The organism is Bradyrhizobium sp. 199 (assembly GCF_023073355.1).
Lineage (GTDB): Bacteria > Pseudomonadota > Alphaproteobacteria > Rhizobiales > Xanthobacteraceae > Bradyrhizobium.
This window is the reverse complement of the sequence record NZ_JADPJI010000009.1, coordinates 38115-57847: the sequence shown is the minus strand read 5'-3', so window position 1 is coordinate 57847 and position 19733 is coordinate 38115. Positions and strand designations below refer to the sequence as shown.

At 63.6% G+C, this 19733-nt stretch carries 15 protein-coding genes; 12 read left to right on the top strand and 3 right to left on the bottom strand.

Annotation, left to right across the window (positions count from 1 at the left end; translation table 11 throughout):
- Position 1: 1 nt before the first annotated feature.
- Entirely contained in the window at positions 2 to 847 is an 846-nt protein-coding gene (locus IVB28_RS26975) for an SDR family NAD(P)-dependent oxidoreductase (RefSeq protein ID WP_247530243.1), read from the bottom strand.
- A 179-nt stretch (positions 848 to 1026) separates the two neighbouring features.
- On the opposite strand from IVB28_RS26975, the gene IVB28_RS26970 reads away from it, so the two are divergent.
- The 4 genes from IVB28_RS26970 to IVB28_RS26955 all read left to right on the top strand — a co-directional run bounded on the left by IVB28_RS26970 (position 1027) and on the right by IVB28_RS26955 (position 6334).
- The gene (locus IVB28_RS26970) at positions 1027 to 2523 is read left to right on the top strand and encodes an aldehyde dehydrogenase family protein (protein ID WP_247530241.1); all 1497 of its coding nucleotides are present in this window, start codon (positions 1027 to 1029) and stop codon (positions 2521 to 2523) included.
- 117 nt (positions 2524 to 2640) lie between these two features.
- Entirely contained in the window at positions 2641 to 3768 is a 1128-nt protein-coding gene (locus IVB28_RS26965; protein WP_247530239.1) for an alkene reductase, read from the top strand.
- 147 nt (positions 3769 to 3915) lie between these two features.
- A complete protein-coding gene (locus IVB28_RS26960; protein ID WP_247530237.1) occupies positions 3916 to 4419 on the top strand; it encodes a GFA family protein in 504 nt (167 codons plus the stop codon).
- 253 nt (positions 4420 to 4672) lie between these two features.
- On the top strand, positions 4673 to 6334 hold the full coding sequence (locus IVB28_RS26955) for a thiamine pyrophosphate-binding protein (protein WP_247530235.1): 1662 nt from the start codon (positions 4673 to 4675) through the stop codon (positions 6332 to 6334).
- A gap of 118 nt (positions 6335 to 6452) precedes the next feature.
- Here IVB28_RS26955 and IVB28_RS26950 read toward each other — a convergent pair whose 3' ends face one another.
- Positions 6453 to 7829 (bottom strand): LLM class flavin-dependent oxidoreductase, encoded by a 1377-nt coding sequence (locus tag IVB28_RS26950; protein WP_247530233.1) that lies wholly within the window; start codon positions 7827 to 7829, stop codon positions 6453 to 6455.
- 282 nt (positions 7830 to 8111) lie between these two features.
- Between IVB28_RS26950 and IVB28_RS26945 the strand changes: the two genes are divergently transcribed.
- The 7 genes from IVB28_RS26945 to IVB28_RS26915 all read left to right on the top strand — a co-directional run bounded on the left by IVB28_RS26945 (position 8112) and on the right by IVB28_RS26915 (position 15490).
- On the top strand, positions 8112 to 9497 hold the full coding sequence (locus IVB28_RS26945) for a M20 family metallopeptidase (protein WP_247530230.1): 1386 nt from the start codon (positions 8112 to 8114) through the stop codon (positions 9495 to 9497).
- A 99-nt stretch (positions 9498 to 9596) separates the two neighbouring features.
- Positions 9597 to 10508: an amino acid ABC transporter substrate-binding protein gene (locus IVB28_RS26940; protein ID WP_247530228.1), complete on the top strand. Its 912-nt coding sequence runs from the start codon at positions 9597 to 9599 to the stop codon at positions 10506 to 10508.
- A gap of 110 nt (positions 10509 to 10618) precedes the next feature.
- Positions 10619 to 11350 carry an amino acid ABC transporter permease gene (locus IVB28_RS26935; protein WP_247530226.1) on the top strand — a complete coding sequence of 244 codons (732 nt, stop codon included), beginning with the start codon at positions 10619 to 10621 and terminating at the stop codon, positions 11348 to 11350.
- Between the two features lie 4 nt (positions 11351 to 11354).
- Positions 11355 to 12047, top strand: a complete 693-nt coding sequence (locus tag IVB28_RS26930) for an ABC transporter permease subunit (protein ID WP_247530224.1) — start codon at positions 11355 to 11357, stop codon at positions 12045 to 12047.
- A gap of 12 nt (positions 12048 to 12059) precedes the next feature.
- Positions 12060 to 12791 carry an amino acid ABC transporter ATP-binding protein gene (locus IVB28_RS26925; protein ID WP_247530222.1) on the top strand — a complete coding sequence of 244 codons (732 nt, stop codon included), beginning with the start codon at positions 12060 to 12062 and terminating at the stop codon, positions 12789 to 12791.
- Between the two features lie 206 nt (positions 12792 to 12997).
- A complete protein-coding gene (locus IVB28_RS26920) occupies positions 12998 to 13858 on the top strand; it encodes a D-amino-acid transaminase (RefSeq protein WP_247530220.1) in 861 nt (286 codons plus the stop codon).
- 582 nt (positions 13859 to 14440) lie between these two features.
- Positions 14441 to 15490, top strand: a complete 1050-nt coding sequence (locus IVB28_RS26915; protein ID WP_247530219.1) for a DUF3616 domain-containing protein — start codon at positions 14441 to 14443, stop codon at positions 15488 to 15490.
- A 135-nt stretch (positions 15491 to 15625) separates the two neighbouring features.
- Here the strand turns inward: IVB28_RS26915 and IVB28_RS26910 are convergent, their stop codons facing one another.
- On the bottom strand, positions 15626 to 19075 hold the full coding sequence (locus IVB28_RS26910) for an indolepyruvate ferredoxin oxidoreductase family protein (protein ID WP_247530218.1): 3450 nt from the start codon (positions 19073 to 19075) through the stop codon (positions 15626 to 15628).
- A 154-nt stretch (positions 19076 to 19229) separates the two neighbouring features.
- On the opposite strand from IVB28_RS26910, the gene IVB28_RS26905 reads away from it, so the two are divergent.
- A complete protein-coding gene (locus IVB28_RS26905; RefSeq protein ID WP_247530217.1) occupies positions 19230 to 19685 on the top strand; it encodes an Lrp/AsnC family transcriptional regulator in 456 nt (151 codons plus the stop codon).
- The last annotated feature ends 48 nt before the right edge of the window (positions 19686 to 19733 follow it).

The following is a 19733-nucleotide window of genomic DNA, read 5'->3' as shown; positions in this document are numbered from 1 at the left end:
GTTACTCCCCCTCCGCATACTTCTTGAACGCATCCGCATAATCCGGGTGCCAGCGCGACAGCGGCGGGCGATTCTCGATGATGTCGCCGGCCGCCCATTCCATGCGCTTCTCGTCCAGCGTGCGCGGCACGTCGTTGTCAGGACACAGGATGTAGAAGTCGCCGGCCTCCAGCCGCGCCAGCATGAAATCGATCGTCTGCTCCGGCGTCCAGGCGCCCGCCGGCTTTTCGGTGCGTCCCTTCGCGGTGAGGCCGGTGAAGACGAAGCCCGGTATCAGCAGGTGTGCCGTGATGCGACAGTCCTTCGTGTTGCGCAGCTCGTGCTGGAGCGCTTCGGTAAATGCTTTCACACCGGCCTTGGAGACATTGTAGGCGGGATCGCCCGGCGGCGTGGTGATGCCCTGCTTCGAGCCCGTGTTGATGATGAGGCCACATTTGCCGCGCGCGATCATGTCGGGCGCGAAGATGCGCGAGCCGTTGATGATGCCCCACATGTTGACGGCGATGATGCGTTGCCAATTGTCGGGCTCGCCGAACAATGTGCTGCCCGGCTGGATGCCGGCATTGTTCATGAGCAAGTCGGTTCCGCCGAAATGCGCGCCCACCGCGCGCTCCAGTTCCATCACGCTCTCGGCCCTGCCGACATCGACGGCGAAGGTCATCACCTTTGTGGCAGAAGTGATGGATGACAGTTTTGTCGCGGCGTCCGCCAGTCGTTCCTGATCGACATCCGCGATGCACACCTTCATGCCGGCACGCGCGAAGGCCGCGGCGGCGGCAAATCCGATTCCGGATGCGCCGCCTGTGATCACGGCAACATTGTCTTTGACCATGGCGGGATGTGGCATGGGATGTCTCCGCAAGAGGGGCTCGCGAGCTATAACATGGCGGTGCGCGACCCTGCACAAGTCGGCATGGGAGGTCTTCGTTCCGCGCTGCCTTTACGCCTATCGGGCACCCCTGTATTCTTCAACTCAACGATCCGGCCCAGATCGAACCAATCAATCACCTGACAGGGAGTGCAGCCATGGCTGTGTCGCAGGCTATTCCGATCACGCGTCATCCGTTCGCGAACGGGTCCTATAAGCAGATGCTGATCGACGGGAAGTGGGTCGATGCTGCCTCAGGCAAGCGCTTCGAGACTCACAATCCTGCCACTGGCGAGCTCCTCGCAACCGTGGCCGAGGGCGACAAGGAAGACATCGACCGTGCGGTTGCCGCCGCCCGTCGCGCCTTCGAAGGACCCTGGAGCAAGGTCAAGCCGTTCGAACGGCAGAACCTGCTTCTGAAGCTTGCCGACCTCGTCGAGAAGAACTTCGACGAGTTGTCGCAGCTCGACACGCTCGACATGGGCGCGCCGCTCAGCCGCACCCGCGCCTATCGCCTGCGCGCCGTCGGCATGCTGCGTTACTACGCCGGCCAGACCACCGCGATCCACGGCGAGACCATCGAGAACTCGCTGCCGGGCGAAATCTTCTCCTACACTCTCAAAGAGCCGATCGGCGTCGTCGGCGCCATCATCCCCTGGAATGGTCCGCTCACCGCGACGATCTGGAAGATCGGCCCGGCGATCGCGACCGGCTGCACCGTGGTGCTCAAGCCCGCCGAAGAGGCGCCGCTGACCTCGCTGCGCATCGCCGAGCTGGCGATGGAGGCGGGAATTCCGCCCGGCGTCATCAACGTCGTGCCCGGCTATGGCGAGACCGCGGGCGCCGCGCTCGCCTCGCATCACGACGTCGACAAGGTCGCCTTCACCGGCTCGCACGTCACGGGTCAATCGATCATCCGTGCTTCCGCCGGTAACCTCAAACGCGTTTCGCTCGAGCTTGGCGGCAAGTCGCCGGACATCGTGTTCGCGGACGCTGATCTCGATGCAGCCGTTCCCGGCGCCGCGATGGCGGTGTTCGCCAATTCCGGCCAGATCTGCAGTGCCGGCACGCGGCTGTTCGTCGAGCAGTCGATCTACGAGGAGTTCGTCGGCCGTGTCGCCGAGTTCGGCAAGAAGCTGCAGGTCGGCAACGGTCTCGATCCCAATGTGCAGATCGGGCCGCTGGTGTCCGAGCAGCAGCTCGAGCGCGTCACCGGTTATCTCGACATCGGCCAAAAGGAAGGCGCGAAGGCGCTCGCCGGCGGCGGCCGCGTTACTGAGGGCGCGCTGGCGAAGGGCTTTTTCGTCTCGCCGACGGTGTTCGCGGGCGTCCAGGACAACATGCGCATCGCGCAGGAGGAGATTTTTGGTCCCGTCATCTCCGCGATCGCGTTCAAGGACATGGACGAACTCGTCAAGCGCGCCAACAATACCACCTTCGGCCTCGGTTCGGGTCTGTGGACGCGCGACGTCAGCAAGGCGCATGCCGTTGCAAAATCGCTGCGCGCCGGCTCGGTGTGGGTGAACTGCTACCAGGCGATGGATCCGGCCGTGCCGTTCGGCGGCTACAAGATGAGCGGCTACGGCCGCGAGTCCGGCAAGCAGCATGTCGAGGAATATCTCAACGTAAAGGCCGTCTGGATCAAGACGGCGTAAGGGCTGCTCTCCAACGCGTTCCGCGGCAGGGAATATCTACTTTGCAAGGGGCGGCGCTTTTCCGGTGGCCGCCCCTTGCTATATGATCCGATCCTTCCATAGTCACTCGGTGCCCCCATGAAATTTCCGGCGTTGTTTCAACCGTTGCAGGTCGGTCCGTACAAGCTTGCGCATCGCGTCGCCATGGCGCCGCTGACGCGCATGCGGGCCGAGCGCGAGAGCTTTTCGCCGCGACCGCTCAACGCCGAATATTACGGCCAGCGCGCCACAAAGGGCGGCCTGATCATTGCCGAAGCCTCGCCGGTGCTCTCGCACGGTCGCGGCAACCCGGCAACGCCCGGCATCTATTCGGAGGCGCAGATCGCCGGCTGGCGCAAGGTGGTCGACGCGGTGCACGCAAAGGGCGGCATCATCTTTCTCCAGCTCTGGCATGTTGGCCGCGTCTCGCACTCCTCCTTCCACGGTGGTGAGCTGCCAGTCTCGGCCTCGGCGATCCCGATCAAAGCCGAAGGCATGAAGGCGATGACGGCAGACGGCAAGATCTCCGACTATGAGACGCCGCGCGCGCTGGAGACCGAGGAGGTCAAGGGTATCGTCGAGGCGTTCCGGCAAGGCGCGAAGAACGCGCTGGCGGCCGGTTTCGACGGCGTTGAGATCCACGGCGCCAACGGCTATCTGCTCGAGCAGTTCCTGCAATCGCGCAGCAACAGGCGCACCGATCAATATGGCGGCTCGATCGAGAATCGCGCGCGGCTTCTGCTGGAGGTCACGCAGGCCGCCATCGACGTCTGGGGCGCCAACCGCGTCGCTGTTCGGCTGTCGCCCCACGGCATCGCCAATGATTCCGGCGAGCCCGATCCGATGCCGCTCTATACCCATGTCGTGAAGTCGCTCGACAAGCTCGCTCTCGCCTACCTGCATTTCATCGAGCCGCGCTCCAGTGGCGCCGGCCGTGCCGACGTCCATTGGGAGAACGTGCCTTCCGCAATGGTGCTGTTCCGGCCGCTCTATAGCGGCGTGCTGATGACCGCTGGTGGCTTCACGGGCGAGAGTGCGAACGCGGCGATCGCCGACGGCCACGCCGACATCATCGCCTTCGGCCGCATCTTCATCTCCAACCCCGATCTGCCGCGCCGCCTGCAGCATGACTACCCGATCACGCCGTACAACCGTGCGACGTTCTACGGCGGTGAGGAGAAGGGGTATACTGATTATCCGGCGTATGACGAGCTGACGGCGGCTTAGTTGACGTCGTAGCCCGGATGGAGCTCTTGTGTGGCTCCGCCGGACACCACAAATGCCGTCATTGCGAGCGCAGCGAAGCAATCCAGACCGTCCGCGGTAAGATTCTGGATTGCTTCGCTACGCGCGCAATGACGAGGAGAGACTTCCATGGCCAAAGCCGCAGCCGCCGCAGGTACCGCCACCGGCCGATGCCTCTGCGGCAAGGTCACCTTCGAGATCGATGTTCCTGCGCGCTGGGCCTGGCACGATCACTCCGCCGCCAGCCGCCGCGCTCACGGCGCGGCCTACGCGACCTATGTCGGAAGCTGGAAGAAGCGGTTTCGCATCATTTCGGGCAAGACGGCGCTCACCCGCTTCGAGGACAAGGCCACGAAGACCACCCGCAGCTTCTGCTCCCATTGCGGCACGCCCATCGCCTATGAGCGCCCGCGCGGACCGCACATGGTCAACATCCCGCGCGCGCTGTTTAGCGAGCGCACCGGCCGCCAGCCGCTCTATCACATCGCGATCGAAGAGCTGCAGGAATGGGCCTATACCGGCGAGACGCTGGTGCCGCTGAAGGGCTTTCCGGGCGTGGTCTGGCAGCGCTCGAAAAGGAAGAAACGCGCCGGCGGTGAGGATCCGTTCGAGCTGGGGCGGGAGGAGATGTAGCGCCCGCCGCACGCTCTGCTCTCGTGCCCCGGACGCAGCGCAGCACCTCCCGGGCGATGCGCAGCATCGTCCCGTGCGAATCTGGGTCCCGGCTCTGCGTCGCATCGCTAACGCGCAGCGCCGCGTCCGGGACACGAGAGTGGAATGTGCCTCTCGTACGCAACGCAGCCATGACTGCGTTTCCTTGTACGCCTCCCAAGACTTCGGTCATCATGCCTCCGTCCTTGCGGCGACGTCCGCTCCTGGAGGAAACATGAAGAACAAGATCACCGGCCGCTCCGCCTTTCTCGCGCTGCTCAAGGACGAGGGCATCACGCATCTGTTCGGCAACCCCGGCACCACCGAGCTGCCGATCATGCACGCGCTGAAGGATCATCCGGACCTTACCTATGTGATGGCGATGCAGGAGAGCCTGGTGGTCGCGATCGCCGATGGCTATAGCCGCGCCTCGGGAAAACTCGTCGCCTGCAACGTCCATGTCGCGCCCGGCCTCGGCAACGCCATGGGCTCGCTCTACAACGCCCAGTTCACGGGCACGCCGATGATCCTGACCGCGGGCCAGCAGGAGCAGGGCCACGGCCTGATGGAGCCGGTATTGTACGGCCCGCTGGTCCGCATGGCCGAGCCGCTGGCGAAATGGGCGGTGGAGGTGACGCGGCTGGAGGATTTGCCTCGTATCGTCCGCCGCGCCGCCAAGGTCGCGATGACGCCGCCGACCGGGCCAGTGTTCATCTCGCTGCCTGGCGACATCCTCAACAGCGAGGCCGGCATCGACCTCGGCCGCTCCACCCGGATCGACGCGCGTACAAAGCCGTCGGATGAGGCGCTGAAGGCCTTTGCCGCGCGGCTGCTGAAAGCCGAGCGTCCCGTCATGGTCACCATGGACGAGGTGGTCAAGAGCGACGCGCTGAAGGAGGCCGCCGAACTCGCCGAGCTGCTCGGCGCAGCCGCCTACCAGTCCTCGACGCCTTATGGATCGCACTTCCTCTCGGAGAGCCCGAGCTTCGTCGGCACGCTGGCGCGCGTGCAGAAGGTCGCGCGCGACACGCTTGCGCCTTACGACCTCCTGATCGCGCTCGGCGGCGATCCCTTGCGCATGTCGGTTTATAGCGAGGTCGATGCGCTGCCGGACGGTCTCCGTATCGTGCAGATCGGCCTCGTCGATTGGGAGATCGCCAAGAACTACGGGGCCGAGATCGCGCTGAAGTCGGATTTGAAGGAAACGCTGCGCGCGTTGATTCCGGTGCTGAGGGAGATGGGCGGTGCCGCACTTGCGAGCCGGGCGAAGCAGCGCCTCGCCGAGCTCGCGCCTAAGAACTGGACCGCACGCCGTGCCGCGCTGGTCGAGCAGATCGGCAAGAGCGCGGGCCGCAGCCCGATCGATCCGGACTTCCTGGTGCTGCAGATGGTCGAGGCCATGCCGGAGAATGCCATCCTGGTCGACGAAGGCCTCACCTCGAGCCGCCAGATCACGGCGCTGCGGCCGCACCGCGACCGCTACGGCTATCACGGCCTTGCCTCGGGCGGAATCGGCTGGGGCCTGCCGGCCTCGGTCGGCGCCAGCATCGCCAATCCCGATCGTCCGGTCGTGTGTTTCTCGGGCGATGGCAGCGCGATGTATTCGATCCAGTCGCTGTGGACCGCGGCGCATCACAAGCTGCCGCTCAACGTCGTCATCGCCAACAATGGCGGCTACCGCATCATCAAGCAGCGCCTGCTCGCCTTCCACGGCGACGACAATTACGTCGGCATGGACTTCGTCGATCCGCCGGTGGATTTCGCCGGCGTCGCGAGAGCGCTGGGCTGCGAGGCGATCAAGGTCAGCGATGCCAGGGAGCTAAAGGCGACGCTGGCGTCTGCGTTTGGCCGACCGGGAACGAAGCTGATCGAGGTGATGGTGGACGGGAAGGTCTGAGGCGCGCCCCCCACCGCTGTCGTAGCGAGGAGCGAAGCGACGAAGCAATCCAGTCTTTTACCGCGGAGAGTCTGGATTGCTTCGCTGCGCTCGCAATGACGAGGAGGAGACAATCGGCCTACCTCTTCCCCACCCGATACCCCGCCGCCGGGTGCGGCGCGCCTAACCTCGCGCGGCCGCCGCCGAACAGCTTCTCCCGCAGCGTGCCCTGCGTATACTCCGACTTGTATCGCCCGCGCCGCGTCAGCTCCGGCACCAGCATGTCGGCGATGTCCTCGAAATCGCCGGGCGAGATCGCGAATGCGACATTGAGCCCGTCGACGTCCGTCTTCTCGAACCAATCTTCGATCTTGTCGGCTACGCTTTCGGGCGTACCGACCACGACTGGCCCGGCGCCGCCGACGCCGACATGCTCGATGACATCGCGCACAGTCCAGATCCGATCTGGATCGGCGCGGGTGACGTTGTCCATGGCGCTGCGGCCGGCATCGTTCTGGACGTGACGCACCTGCTGATCGAGGTCGTAGCCGGCGAAGTCGACGCCGGTCCATCCCGACATCAGCGCCAGCGCGCCTTCGGGGCTGATGTGGCGGCGGTAGTCGGCGTATTTCTCGTTCGCTTCGGCTTTGGTCCTGCCGAGGATGATCGTCATCATCGAAAACATCAGGATCTCGGCAGGGTTGCGGCCGAACGCGGCGGCCTCCTGGCGGATCGCCGAGACGCGCGGCGCGATCACCTTGGCCGACGGTCCCGACATGAAGACGCATTCGGCATGCTTGGCCGCAAACTGCCGGCCGCGCGGCGAGGTGCCGGCCTGGTACAGCACCGGCGTGCGCTGGGGCGAGGGCTCGCTGAGATGGATGGTGTTGTTGATGCGGTAGTTCGCGCCCTCATGGTTGACGCGATGAACTTTGGTGGGATCGGTGAAGATGCCGCGCTTGCGGTCGCGCAGCACGGCGTCGTCCTCCCAGCTTCCTTCCCAGAGCTTGTAGACCACCTCCATATATTCGTCGGCGATGTCGTAGCGGTCGTCGTGTCCGGTCTGCTTGTCCTTGCCGGCACCGCGGGCGGCGCTGTCGAGATAGCCGGTGACGACGTTCCAGCCGATCCGGCCCTCGGTGAGATGATCGAGCGTCGACATTCGCCGTGCGAACGGGTAGGGCGGCTCGAACGACAGATTGCTGGTGACGCCGAAGCCAAGATTTTGCGTCACCGCGGCCATCGCCGAGAGCAGCAGCAGCGGCTCGTTCGACGGCGTCTGTGCTGCGTTGCGCAAGGCCGCGTCAGGGCTGTTGCCAAAGACGTCGTAGACGCCGAGCACGTCGGCCAGGAACAGTCCGTCGAAGCGGCCCCGCTCCAGCGTCTTGGCGAGATCGATCCAGTAGGGCAGGCGGTTATAGTCGGCGGTGCGGTCGCGCGGATGCGTCCACAGGCCGGGTGATTGGTGCGCGACGCAATTCATCGCGAAGGCGTTGAGCCTGATCTGCTTGGCCATGTGGTTCCCCGGCGCTCTGTACTGAGCGCTCTTCGAATGATAGACGTGCGCCCCAACTTGGCGACGTTCTTGCATATCGTTTGCGCTTGGCAAGGCCAAAATCGGCGGTACGCCCGCCCTGGCAAGCCAATCTCAAGCGAGCGAGAACGAACTCCCAAGAGAACTCGAAGAGAACTGCAAGAGAACTGCAAGCCAATTGCAAGAACTGTCCAAGTCCCCGCCACTTTCGAAGGCCAACCCGGGTGGGGTAAAGTCCTTCGTTCAAGTCTCGAAAAGCAAGTCATGACCAGAGCCGACGCCATCGCCCGCGCCCGTGAGGATTTCAAGTCCGGCGCGTTTCTGACCGAGCTCGAGCGCCGCGTCGCCTTCAAGACCGAAAGCCAGAATCCGTCCCGCGGCGCCGAGCTGCGCGCCTATCTGGAGCAGGAAATTCAGCCGGCATTTGCTGCACTGGATTTTACCAGCCGTATCGTCGAGTCCCCCAGCGGCAAGGCGCCGTTCCTGTTCGCCGAGCATCACGAAAGCGCCTCAGCGCCCACCGTGCTGATTTATGGCCATGGCGACGTCGTCGACGGCATGGAAGGCGAGTGGCGTGAGGGGCGCGATCCCTGGCGTACGACCGTCGCTGGCACGCGGCTTTACGGTCGCGGCACCGCCGACAACAAGGGCCAGCACAGCATCAACATGGCGGCACTCCGCGCGGTGCGCGACGCCCGCGGCGGCAAGCTCGGGTTCAACGCCAAGTTCATCGTCGAAATGGGCGAGGAGATCGGCTCGCCCGATCTGGGCAAAGTCTGCGACCTGAATCGCGAGGCGCTCAAGGCAGATCTGTTCATGGCCTCCGATGGGCCTCGCCTGTCCGCCGATCGCCCGACGCTGTTCCTCGGCTGCCGCGGCGGCATCCGCATTCATCTGGATGTCGATCTGCGCGACGGCGGCCACCATTCCGGCAATTGGGGCGGCGTGCTGGCCAATCCGGCGACCATTCTGGTCAATGCGATCTCAACGCTGGTCGATGGGCACGGCCGGCTTCAGCTCGACGCGCTGAAGCCGCCGCGGCTCAGCAACCAGATCCGCAGCTATCTCGCCGACGTGCAGGTGGTGCCGGGCGCGGACGAGCCTGCGCTGGCCGAGAACTGGGGCGAGGAGGGGCTGTCGGCCGCTGAGCGGCTCTACGCCTGGAATACGCTGGAAGTGCTGGCGATGTCGTCGGGTAATATCGACAAGCCGGCCAACGCCATTCCGGGCCATGCCAATGCCGTGCTGCAACTGCGTTTTGTGGTCGGCACCAGGATTGATGGGCTGATCGAGGCCGTCCGCGCGCATCTGGTCGGACGCGGTTTTCCGATGGTCGAAGTTCGGGCGGCCCAGAGTTTTGCTGCATCGCGCACAGATTTCGACAGTCCCTGGATCAAATGGGCGGCGGATTCGGTACAGGAGACCACCGGCAAGCCGCCGGCGGTGCTGCCGAACTTCGGCGGCTCGCTGCCAAACGACGTGTTTTCCGAGATCCTGGGTCTGCCGACGATCTGGGTCCCGCACTCCTATCCCGGCTGCTCCCAGCATGCGCCCAATGAGCACATCCTGCTGCCTTTGACCGAAGAAGCCTTGACGGTGATGGCCGGGCTGTTCTGGGATCTCGGCCAATTGCCAAAACCCCCGTCCTGAGCCGTTAACCTGAGCCGCGATCCAGCCAAAAGTCACATTCTAATCCGGCCCAATCTGTGCTTGCATCCGGGCCGCATCATCCTGAAAGGGGACCAAAAAGTGAAACACCTCCGTAGCATTGGGCTCGCGCTCGCCGCGACCTTCGCCGTCAGCCAGGCCGGGGCCCAGGAGCTGACCGGCACGTTGAAGAACATCAAGGACACCGGCGCCATCACTCTGGGCTTCCGCGACTCCTCGATCCCGTTCTCGTATCTGGACGACAACCAGAAGCCCGTCGGCTACGCGATGGACATTTGCTACAAGATCGTCGATGCCGTGAAGAAAGAGCTCAAGCTCGACAAGCTCGAGGTCAAGCTCAATCCGGTGACCTCGGCGACCCGGATCCCACTGATGGCCAACGGCACCATCGACCTCGAATGCGGCTCGACCACCAACAATGCCGAGCGCCAGAAGCAGGTCGCCTTCACCAACACCCACTATTTGACCGCCAGCCGCTACGTCTTCAAGAAGTCCAGCGGCCTCAAGGCGATCGACGACCTCAAGGGAAAATCGGTGGTCTCGACCGCCGGCACCACCAATATCAAGCAGCTCACCGAGGCGAACGTCGCGAAGGGTCTCGGCGCCAACATCATTCCGGCGAAGGATCATGCCGAGGCATTCCTGATGGTCGAGACCGATCGTGCGGTTGCCTTCGTGATGGATGATATCCTGCTCGCGAGCCTTGTCGCCGGCTCGAAGTCGCCGGACGATTACGTCATCTCCAAGGATGCGTTCTCCAAGCCCGAGCCCTATGGCATCATGCTGCGCAGGGACGACGCGCCTTTCAAGAAGGTGGTCGATGCGGCGACGGCCGCACTCTACACCTCCGGCGAGGCCCAGAAGATCTACGACAAATGGTTCACCCAGAAGATCCCGCCGAAGGGCCTCAACCTCAACACGCCGATCTCGGCCGAGCTGAAGAACGAGTTCGCCAAGCCGACGGACTCGCCGAACCCGGACGACTATAAGTAAGATATAACCTCGATCTTTCGATCGGGATTGTGTCCGGCCACTCTTGACACCAGGGTGGCCGGACATTTGCATAGGCGCCGGGACAAAAGGCGCGTTCGCGCGGGGGACACGTGAACTATAACTGGAACTGGGGAATCTTCTTCCAGCCGAACCCGATGGGGACCGGCACCTATCTCGACATGCTGCTGTCAGGACTGGTGCTGACCCTCAAGACTGGGGCGTTGGCCTGGGTCATCGCGCTGATCACCGGATCGATCGTCGGCGTGATGCGTACGCTGCCGTCCAAGGGGGCGAACTGGTTCGGTTTTGCCTATGTCGAATTCTTCCGCAACATGCCGTTGCTGGTTCAGCTCTTCTTGTGGTTCTTCGTGCTGCCGGAACTACTGCCAAAAAGCGCGGGCACCTGGCTGAAGCAGCTGCCGAACGCGCCGTTCTGGACGGCGGCGATCGGCGTCGGCTTCTTCATGTCGGCGCGTGTCGCCGTGCAGTTGCAGGCCGGTATCGGCTCGCTGCCGCGCGGACAGAAGATGGCCGCTACTGCGCTCGGCCTGACGACTTTCCAAGGCTATCGCTACGTGTTGATGCCGATGGCGTTCCGCATCATCCTGCCGCCGCTGACGTCCGAATTCCTGAACACCATCAAGAACACGGCGGTAGCCATCACCATCGGCCTGCTCGAATTGACCGGACAGGCGCGCTCGATGCAGGAATTCTCGTTCCAGGTGTTCGAGGCCTTTACCGCCGCGACCATTCTCTATCTCCTCGTCAACGCCGTCGTCGTGACCGCGATGCGCTTCCTTGAGCGCTGGGTCGCGATCCCCGGCTACATCACGGGGAAATAGCACGATGTTCGGCAATCTCGATTTCGATGTCATCCGCCGCGCACTGCCCTACCTGTTCTACGAGGGCATGACGTTCACACTGACGCTGACGGGCCTCGCAGCACTCGGCGGCCTGGTCTTCGGCACGGCGCTCGCGCTGATGCGGCTCTCCGGCTTCAAGATCCTTGGCCGCATCGCCGGCGTCTATGTCGACTTCATGCGCTCGCTGCCGCTGGTGCTGGTCATCTTCTGGTTCTACTTCCTGGTGCCCTACATCGGGCAGTGGGTGACCGGCGCGTCACGCCCGATCAGCGTCGGCGCGTTCGCGTCCTCGCTCATCACCTTCATCATGTTCGAGGCCGCGTACTTTTCCGAGATCATGCGTGCCGGCATCCAGTCGATCTCGCGCGGCCAGCCGGCCGCAGCCAACGCGCTCGGCCTGACCTACGCCCAGACCATGCGCTACGTCGTGCTGCCGCAGGCCTTCCGTAACATGCTGCCGGTCCTGATCACGCAGACCATCGTGCTGTTCCAGGACACTTCGCTGGTCTACGTCTTGTCGATCACGGACTTTCTGGGAGCGGCGAGCAAGGTTGCGCAGCGCGACGGCCGCCTGGTCGAAATGTACCTGTTCGCAGCAGTCGTCTACTTCACCATTTCCTGTATCGCGTCCTTCGGCGTCCGCCGCCTGCAGGCGCGCATCGCCATCATTCGCTAGGGCTAGCCGCTCATGATCGAAATCAGCCACGTCAACAAATGGTACACGCCGAGTTTCCAGGTGCTGACCGATTGCACCACCAGCGTCACCAAGGGCGAGGTCGTCGTGGTCTGCGGCCCCTCGGGCTCGGGCAAGTCGACGCTGATCAAATGCGTCAATGCGCTGGAGCCGTTCCAGAGCGGCGACATCAGCGTCGACGGCACCAAGGTCAACGATCCCAAGACCAACCTGCCCAAGCTGCGTTCGCGCGTCGGCATGGTGTTCCAGCACTTCGAGCTGTTTCCGCATTTGAAGATTATCGACAATCTCTGCCTCGCGCAGCAGAAGGTGCTCGACCGGTCGCGCGACAAGGCGATGGCGAAAGGCATGCAGCTGCTGGAGCGCGTCGGCCTCAAGGAACAGGCGCAAAAGTATCCCGCGAACCTGTCCGGCGGCCAGCAGCAGCGCGTGGCGATCGCCCGTGCGCTCGCCATGGATCCCATCGTCATGCTGTTCGACGAGCCGACCTCGGCGCTCGATCCGGAAATGGTGAGCGAGGTGCTCGACGTCATGGTCGACCTCGCCCACGAGGGCATGACGATGATGGTGGTTACCCACGAGATGGGCTTTGCCCGCAAGGTCGCCAACCGCGTGATCTTCATGGACCGCGGCGAAATCGTCGAGGACGCGGCGAAGGAGGATTTCTTCGGCAAGCCGCGCAGCGACCGCGCGCAGAAGTTCTTGTCGAAGATCCTGTCGCATTAACTGCGCCGTCATCCCGGGGCGCGCGCAGCGCGAGCTATGATGCGCAATTGCGCATCTGAGGATCATCGGGCGGCAGGATGAGAGGCGAGATGGCTTCCGGGATCATTCGCTTCGCGAATGCCCCGGAATGACGGATCGAGGGTTTATCGGGCGCGCCAAATCTCCTATACCGAGAGCCAAATCCCCTTCTCTCCAGGAGACCTGCCTTGGACCCGATCGCGTACGTCAACGGCTCATTCGTCCCGCTCTCGGATGCCAAAATCTCGGTCCTGGATCGCGGCTTCCTGTTCGCCGACGGCATCTATGAGGTCTCGGCCGTGCTGGACGGCAAGCTGGTCGACAACGCCTCGCATCTGGCGCGGCTTGAGCGCTCGGTCGGCGAGATCAAGCTGAAGTTGCCGGAGACGGTCGAACGCATCACCGAGCTCCAGAAGGAGCTGATCGCGCGCAACAAGGTCGATAACGGCCTGGTCTATCTCCAGGTGACGCGCGGCGCCGACAAGGGCCGCGACTTTGCCTTCCCGAAGGGCGACGTCAAATCGAGCCTGGTGATGTTCACCTCCGAAAAGGACATCATCAATGCCGCGTCGGCGAAGACCGGCATCAACGTCATCACCGTGCCGGACATCCGCTGGGAGCGGCGTGACATCAAGAGCGTGGCATTGCTGGCGCAGGTCTTGGCAAAGCAGGCGGCGGCCGAAGCGGGCGCGGGCGAGGCCTGGATGCTGGAAGACGGCTACGTCACCGAGGGCGGGTCGTCCTCGGCATTCATCCTGACCAAGGACGACGTCATCGTGACCCGCAAGAACTCCAACGCGATCCTGCCCGGCTGTACCCGCAAGGCCGTGGTGGCGCTCGCCGAAGAGCGCCAGCTTCGCGTCGAAGAGCGTTCGTTCACGGTCGCCGAGGCGCTGGCCGCCAAGGAAGCCTTTGCGACTTCGGCGTCATTGTTCGTCCAGCCGGTTGTTGCGATCGACGGCAATAAGATCGGCGACGGCAAGCCCGGCCCGCTGGCAACGCGCCTGCGCGAGATCTACGTGGAGTTTGCCAAGGCGACGGCGGTTTAAGACGCTCAGCAACGCCGGATGGACTTTTCGTCTCGCCGCGTATTGCCTCGCCCCCAACCCCGATCTCTGCGCGATCCCGACCTCTCGCCGCAGAAGAGCGGAAAGAGGTTAGGCGCCCCTCGATAGTCCTCTCAGTTTGGCCAAGTGCGGTGAGGGACGCTTGGCGGTGAGGGACGCTTGGCTCTCTCACTCCCTCGCTCCGTTCTTACGGCGAGACGGTGGGTGAGCGGTGTGCCGCGAAGGCGTCCGCTGTGTTGGATCGCCTCACGCCACCGACGCGTCGGCCGGAACTGAGTTGACATCGGCGCGGCATCTGGAACAATACAACCTAAGATACGAGTGATCTATTTTGGACCGCAGTGGTTCGGCCGTTCCTGGTTCTTCGATGTTACGTTCCGTTCGGGCCGGGCTTTCCGGCTTCTGCTTCTCCAGCTTTTGCTCTTCCGGCTTTGACGCATCGACAGGCGGCAAGCCGATCAACGTTCATTGCCTGGGAGCCTCGCAGGGAATTGGGGGCATCATATTGCGGTGAAGCTGGACGGCTTGGCGATATTTGAACCGACGACCGCTGAAGGAGCTTCGATGACCCTCGCCAGAACGGGATGGATTGCGACTTTGCTGCTCGGCCTCATGGCGGGCGGCGTGCAGCCTTGTGTTGCCGCGGCTGACGATGCGTGGCAGGTCAAGAACAGGCTGATCGGCGAGGACGGCGGCAGATCCGAGGATGTCAGCGGCATCGCCTGCACGACCGCGGATGGGTTTCCCCGTTCGTGCCTGGTCATCGACGACAATCTCCAAGACGCTCAATTAGTCGAATTGACGGACGGCAAGCTTGTCGCCGGCAGCCCGGTCAAGTTGATCGACAACACCTTCAATGACAAAGCGCTCGAACTTGACGGAGAGGGCGTCGCCTTCTCCAAAGGGTACTTTTACGTCATCGGCTCGCACGGTCATCCCCGAGACAAGGACCACAAGCTCGATCCCAAGAAACATGCCGACAAGATTCGAGCGAAGATCGCCGCGAGCAGCCAGATCGTCCGGTTCCGCACCACGGGCGCAGATGGCAATGTGTCAGGTCTCGAGCGGACGGCGAGACTGAGAGACGTCATCGCGAGCGAATCGGCTCTCAGCCCCTTCGTGGATATGCGGCTGGAGACCAACGGGCTGACGATTGAAGGCGTAGTGATCAAGGACGATCGGACGCTGCTCGCAGGATTCCGGGGCCCCGTGCTGAACGGCAAATGCGCCGTCGTTCTGTCGGTGGAGGTGGCTTCCTTGTTTGGTGATGGAAAGAGCTCGGATCATCGCCTGTACCGGCTGCCGCTCGGCGAGGGCCGCGGCGTGCGCGATCTCGCGTCATTTGGGGATCGCATTCTCGTCCTGGCAGGTCCGGCTGCAGACGGACCCGGGTCCTACGCCGTTTACGCGTGGGACGGCGCGTCAGAGTCCGTCGAACTGTTGAAGGACTTGCCGTTTGATCCGAAGCGAAAGCCGGAGGGGCTCCTGCCGTTGGACAAGACGTCAACTGGACTACGTGTCCTGATCGTGTTCGACGGCGACAAGGAAGGTGCACCCACGCCGATCCAAATATCGGGATCGGGCCCGCGATCTTCATCCTGTTCCACAGGTTAAAGGCATGATCCGGGAAAAGTCCGCAGCGCTTTTCCGAAAAGATCATGCTTAAACAATAACCTAAAGTGCGATGGCGATTCATCCGAATTGCATTGCGCTTTAGGCTTGGAGGGTCGGCGCCTCGGCGGCTCCGCGTCAACCGGAGGCGAGCATCTTTGCCGGCGATGACGTGTGGAGTTCACCAAGCAGCCGCTCGACCTCTGCCTTCACCTTCTCGATCGCGGTGTCCTTGACCGGGCCGTAGCCGCGGATCTCCATCGGCGCCTTTGCAATTGCAATGAGATCCGGAAGACGCGCCGCATCGAGTTCGCCGAGTATCTGTTCGATCAGACCTTCATACCACGCGATCAGTTCGCGCTCGGTGCGCCTTTCCGCGGTGTAGCCGAACGGATCGAGCGGTGTTCCGCGCAGCCCCTTCAAGCGCGCGAGCATGGCGAGCGGCATTTGGATCCACTGGCCGAAAGCGCGTTTGCGCGGGCGTCCACGGGCATCGCGCCGCGACGGCAGGAATGGCGGGGCGAGGTGGTACTGGATTTTGAAGCCATCCTCGAATTCGCGTTTCAGCTCATCAAGGAATCCGCTTTGGATGTGCAGCCGCGCCACCTCGTACTCGTCCTTGTAGGCCATCAGCTTGAACAGGGCGCGGGCGACCGCCTCGGTCAGAGCCTCGCTGTTCGGAACAGCTTCGGCACGGCGCACCTTCGCGATGGTCGCCCGGTAGCGTGCCGCATAGGCGCGGTCCTGATAGGCGATGAGAAAGTCGGCGCGACGGTCGATGATCTGGTCGAGCGTCTCGGCTGTGAGCGCTTCGTTCGCCTTCGGCAAGAAGTCCGGATTGGAAGCCGCAATCCGGCCCCACGCAAAGGCCAGCTTGTTGTGCTCGACGGCAACGCCGTTGAGCTCGATCGCGCGCAGCAGCGCCTCGAGGGAAATCGGGACCAGCCCGCGCTGCCAGGCAAAGCCGAGCATGATGATATTGGCATAGACGGCATCGCCGAGCAGCCGTTCGGCCAGCGCGTTGGCATTGATCGTGCCGAGATTGTCCTCACCGACGACCCGGCCGATCGCGCGCAGGCGGGCGGGGGAGGCGAGATCGGCGTCGCGGAAGCGGACGACGTCGCCGGTCGGCATTTCCGCAGTATTGACCGCGGCCCGCGTGCCGCGGCGATAGGTGCCGGATGCTTTTGGCGAAGAGCTGACCACGAGATCGCAGCCGATCAGCGCATCGGCCGCGCCCTGGTCGATACGCACCTGGTGCAGGGCCTCGGGGCTTGGAGCAAGCCGGATAAAGCTCAGCACAGGCCCGAATTTCTGCGCAAAGCCGGTGAAGTCCAGCACCGAGACGCCGCGACGTTCGAGGTGTGCGGCCATGCCGATCAGCGCGCCGACGGTGATCACGCCGGTGCCACCGACGCCGGTCACGAGCAAATCGTAGGGACGCTCGAGCGTGGCTGTCGCGGGCAGGGGAAGCGTGGCGGCATGGCCGACCGCGTCGATCTGGCTCGCGCTCTTCTTCCGGCGCGTCGCGCCCTCGACGGTCACGAAACTCGGACAGAAGCCGTTGAGGCAGGAAAAATCCTTGTTGCAGGATGAGAGATTGATCTGGCGCTTGCGGCCGAACGGCGTTTCCTTCGGCTCGACGCTGAGGCAGTTGGATTCCACCGAGCAGTCACCGCAGCCTTCGCAGACGAGATCGTTGATGGTGGCGAAGCGCTTGGGGTCGGCCATCTGCCCGCGCTTGCGCCGGCGTCGCTTCTCCGTGGCGCAGGTCTGCTGATAGATCAGGACCGAGACGCCGGACACCTCACGCAGCTCGCGCTGCACGGCATCCATCTCCTCGCGCGGATGAATGGTGACGCCGACAGGCAGGTCGGCAGGCGAGAACTGCGCCGGATCATCCGACACCAGCGCGATGCGCGTCACGCCTTCGGCACGGACATTGTGCGCGATCGCATGGACGCTGACGGGACCATCGACCGGCTGGCCGCCGGTCATGGCAACGGCATCGTTGAACAGGATCTTGTAGGTGATATTGGCCCTGGCCGCGATCGCCTGCCGGATCGCCATCGAGCCGGAGTGATAGTAGGTGCCTTCGCCGAGGTTCTGGAAAATGTGCTTATGACCGGTGAATCTTGACGAAGCCGCCCAATTCACGCCTTCACCGCCCATCTGGATCAGCGACGAGGTCTCGCGGTCCATCCAACTCGCCATGAAATGGCAACCGATGCCGGCCAGTGCCTTCGATCCCTCAGGTACCTTCGTCGATGTGTTGTGCGGGCAACCCGAGCAGAAATAGGGCGTGCGGGTCGCGCCTGCGACATTGATGGTGCGTGCAGCCTCGGGCAGGAGTGCAGCCGCCCGTGCGGCGAGACTGAGGCCCGGGAACATCGGATCGAGCCGCCGCGCGAGCACGCCAGCCAGCGCGCGCGGCGACAATTCGCCGATCCAGGAAATCAGTCGCGCCCCTTGCTCGTCGTGCTTGCCGACCATGCGTTCGGGCTTTGTGCCGGGATAGTCATAGAAATATTCCTTGAACTGGCTCTCGATGATGCCGCGTTTCTCCTCGACCACGAGGATCTCACGCTTGCCCTTGACGAAATCCATGGCGTCATGCAACGCCAGCGGCCAGACCATACCGACCTTGTAGACGTCGATTCCGATGCTGCGGCAGGCGGCTTCATCGAGGCCCATCAGTCGTAGCGCCTCCATCAAATCGAGATGCGCCTTGCCTGTGGTGACGATGCCGTAGGTCGCGCCCGGAATGTCGTAGATGTGGCGGTCGATCGGATTGGCTTTGGCGAAGGCGTAGACGGCGTGCTTCTTCGCCTCCAGCCGTTCCTCGATTTGTGGTCCCGGCAGGTCGGGCCAGCGATAGTGCAGTCCATCAGGCGGCGGCGTGAAGTCGGGCGTACGGAAGCTTCGGGGCGAGCCCAGCGCGACGGAGGCGGCCGACTCGACGATCTCCGAGATCGCCTTGAAGCCGACCCACATGCCGGAGAAGCGGCTCAGTGCGTAGCCATATTCGCCGAACGCGAGATATTCGCCGACGCTTGCCGGATGCAGCGTCGGCATGAACCAGCTCATGAAGGCGACGTCGGACTGGTGCGGCATCGACGAGGACACGCAGCCATGGTCGTCGCCGGCCACGACCAGCACGCCGCCATGCGGCGAGGAGCCGTAGGCGTTGCCGTGCTTGAGCGCATCGCCGGAGCGATCGACGCCCGGGCCCTTGCCGTACCAGAGGCCGAACACGCCATCGACCTCGCGGTCTCCTTGCGTTTCGACCTGCTGCGAGCCGAGCACCGCGGTCGCGGCGAGGTCCTCGTTCACTGCGGGGAGGAATTCGATGCGGTCCCGCTTCAACCGTTCCTGAACCCGCCACAATTCGAGATCGATGCCGCCGAGCGGCGAGCCGCGGTAGCCGGAAATGAAGCCGGCGGTGTTCAGCCCCCGCGCGCGGTCGCGCCTCGCCTGGTCGAGCGCGATGCGAACGATCGCCTGCGTACCCGTGAGGAAGACGCGTCCTTCTTCACGGTCATAGCGGTCGGAGAGTTCGTAGCTGTCGAGCGACGGAATGGCGTCCATGCGGACCTCCCACGGCATTCCCTGCCGGTTCGGAAGAAGGTTAGGCTCGGGCGGCTGGTAGGTCTTACCTATCTTTCCTGGTAAGCAGTCCGTTCTGGTAGAATTGTCCGATTTGGCCTACAGTTAGGTAAAAGCATCCGATGTGGTGGAGTTCATGATCGAAGAGCAGGACGCGCGGATTCTTGCGCACCTCCAGAAGGACGGCCGCGCCACCAACCAGCAGCTTGCGGACGAGGTCGGAATGTCGACCTCTGCCTGCTGGCGCCGGGTGCGGGCTCTGGAGGAGGCCGGGGTCATTCAGGGCTACGCGGCGATGGTCGCGCGCGAGCAGGCGGGCTTTGCGATGTCGGCCATCCTCCATGTCTCGCTGGAGCGGCACGATGCCAAATTCGTCGACGAATTCGTGTCTCGGGTCACCAAGCGCCGCGAGGTGCTGGAGTGCTTTGCGACCACGGGCGATGCCGATTATCATCTGCGCGTCGTCGTGCAGGACATGGCGGCCTACAACCGCTTCCTCGACGAGTTCATGTTCCGTATCCCCGGCATCCGTTACGTCCGCAGCAACGTGGTGCTGAAGGAGATCAAGACCGGCGTGGCGCTGCCGTTTTGAGGAAGATTGTAGGATGGGTAGAGCAATAGCGAAACCCATCGCGCTCTT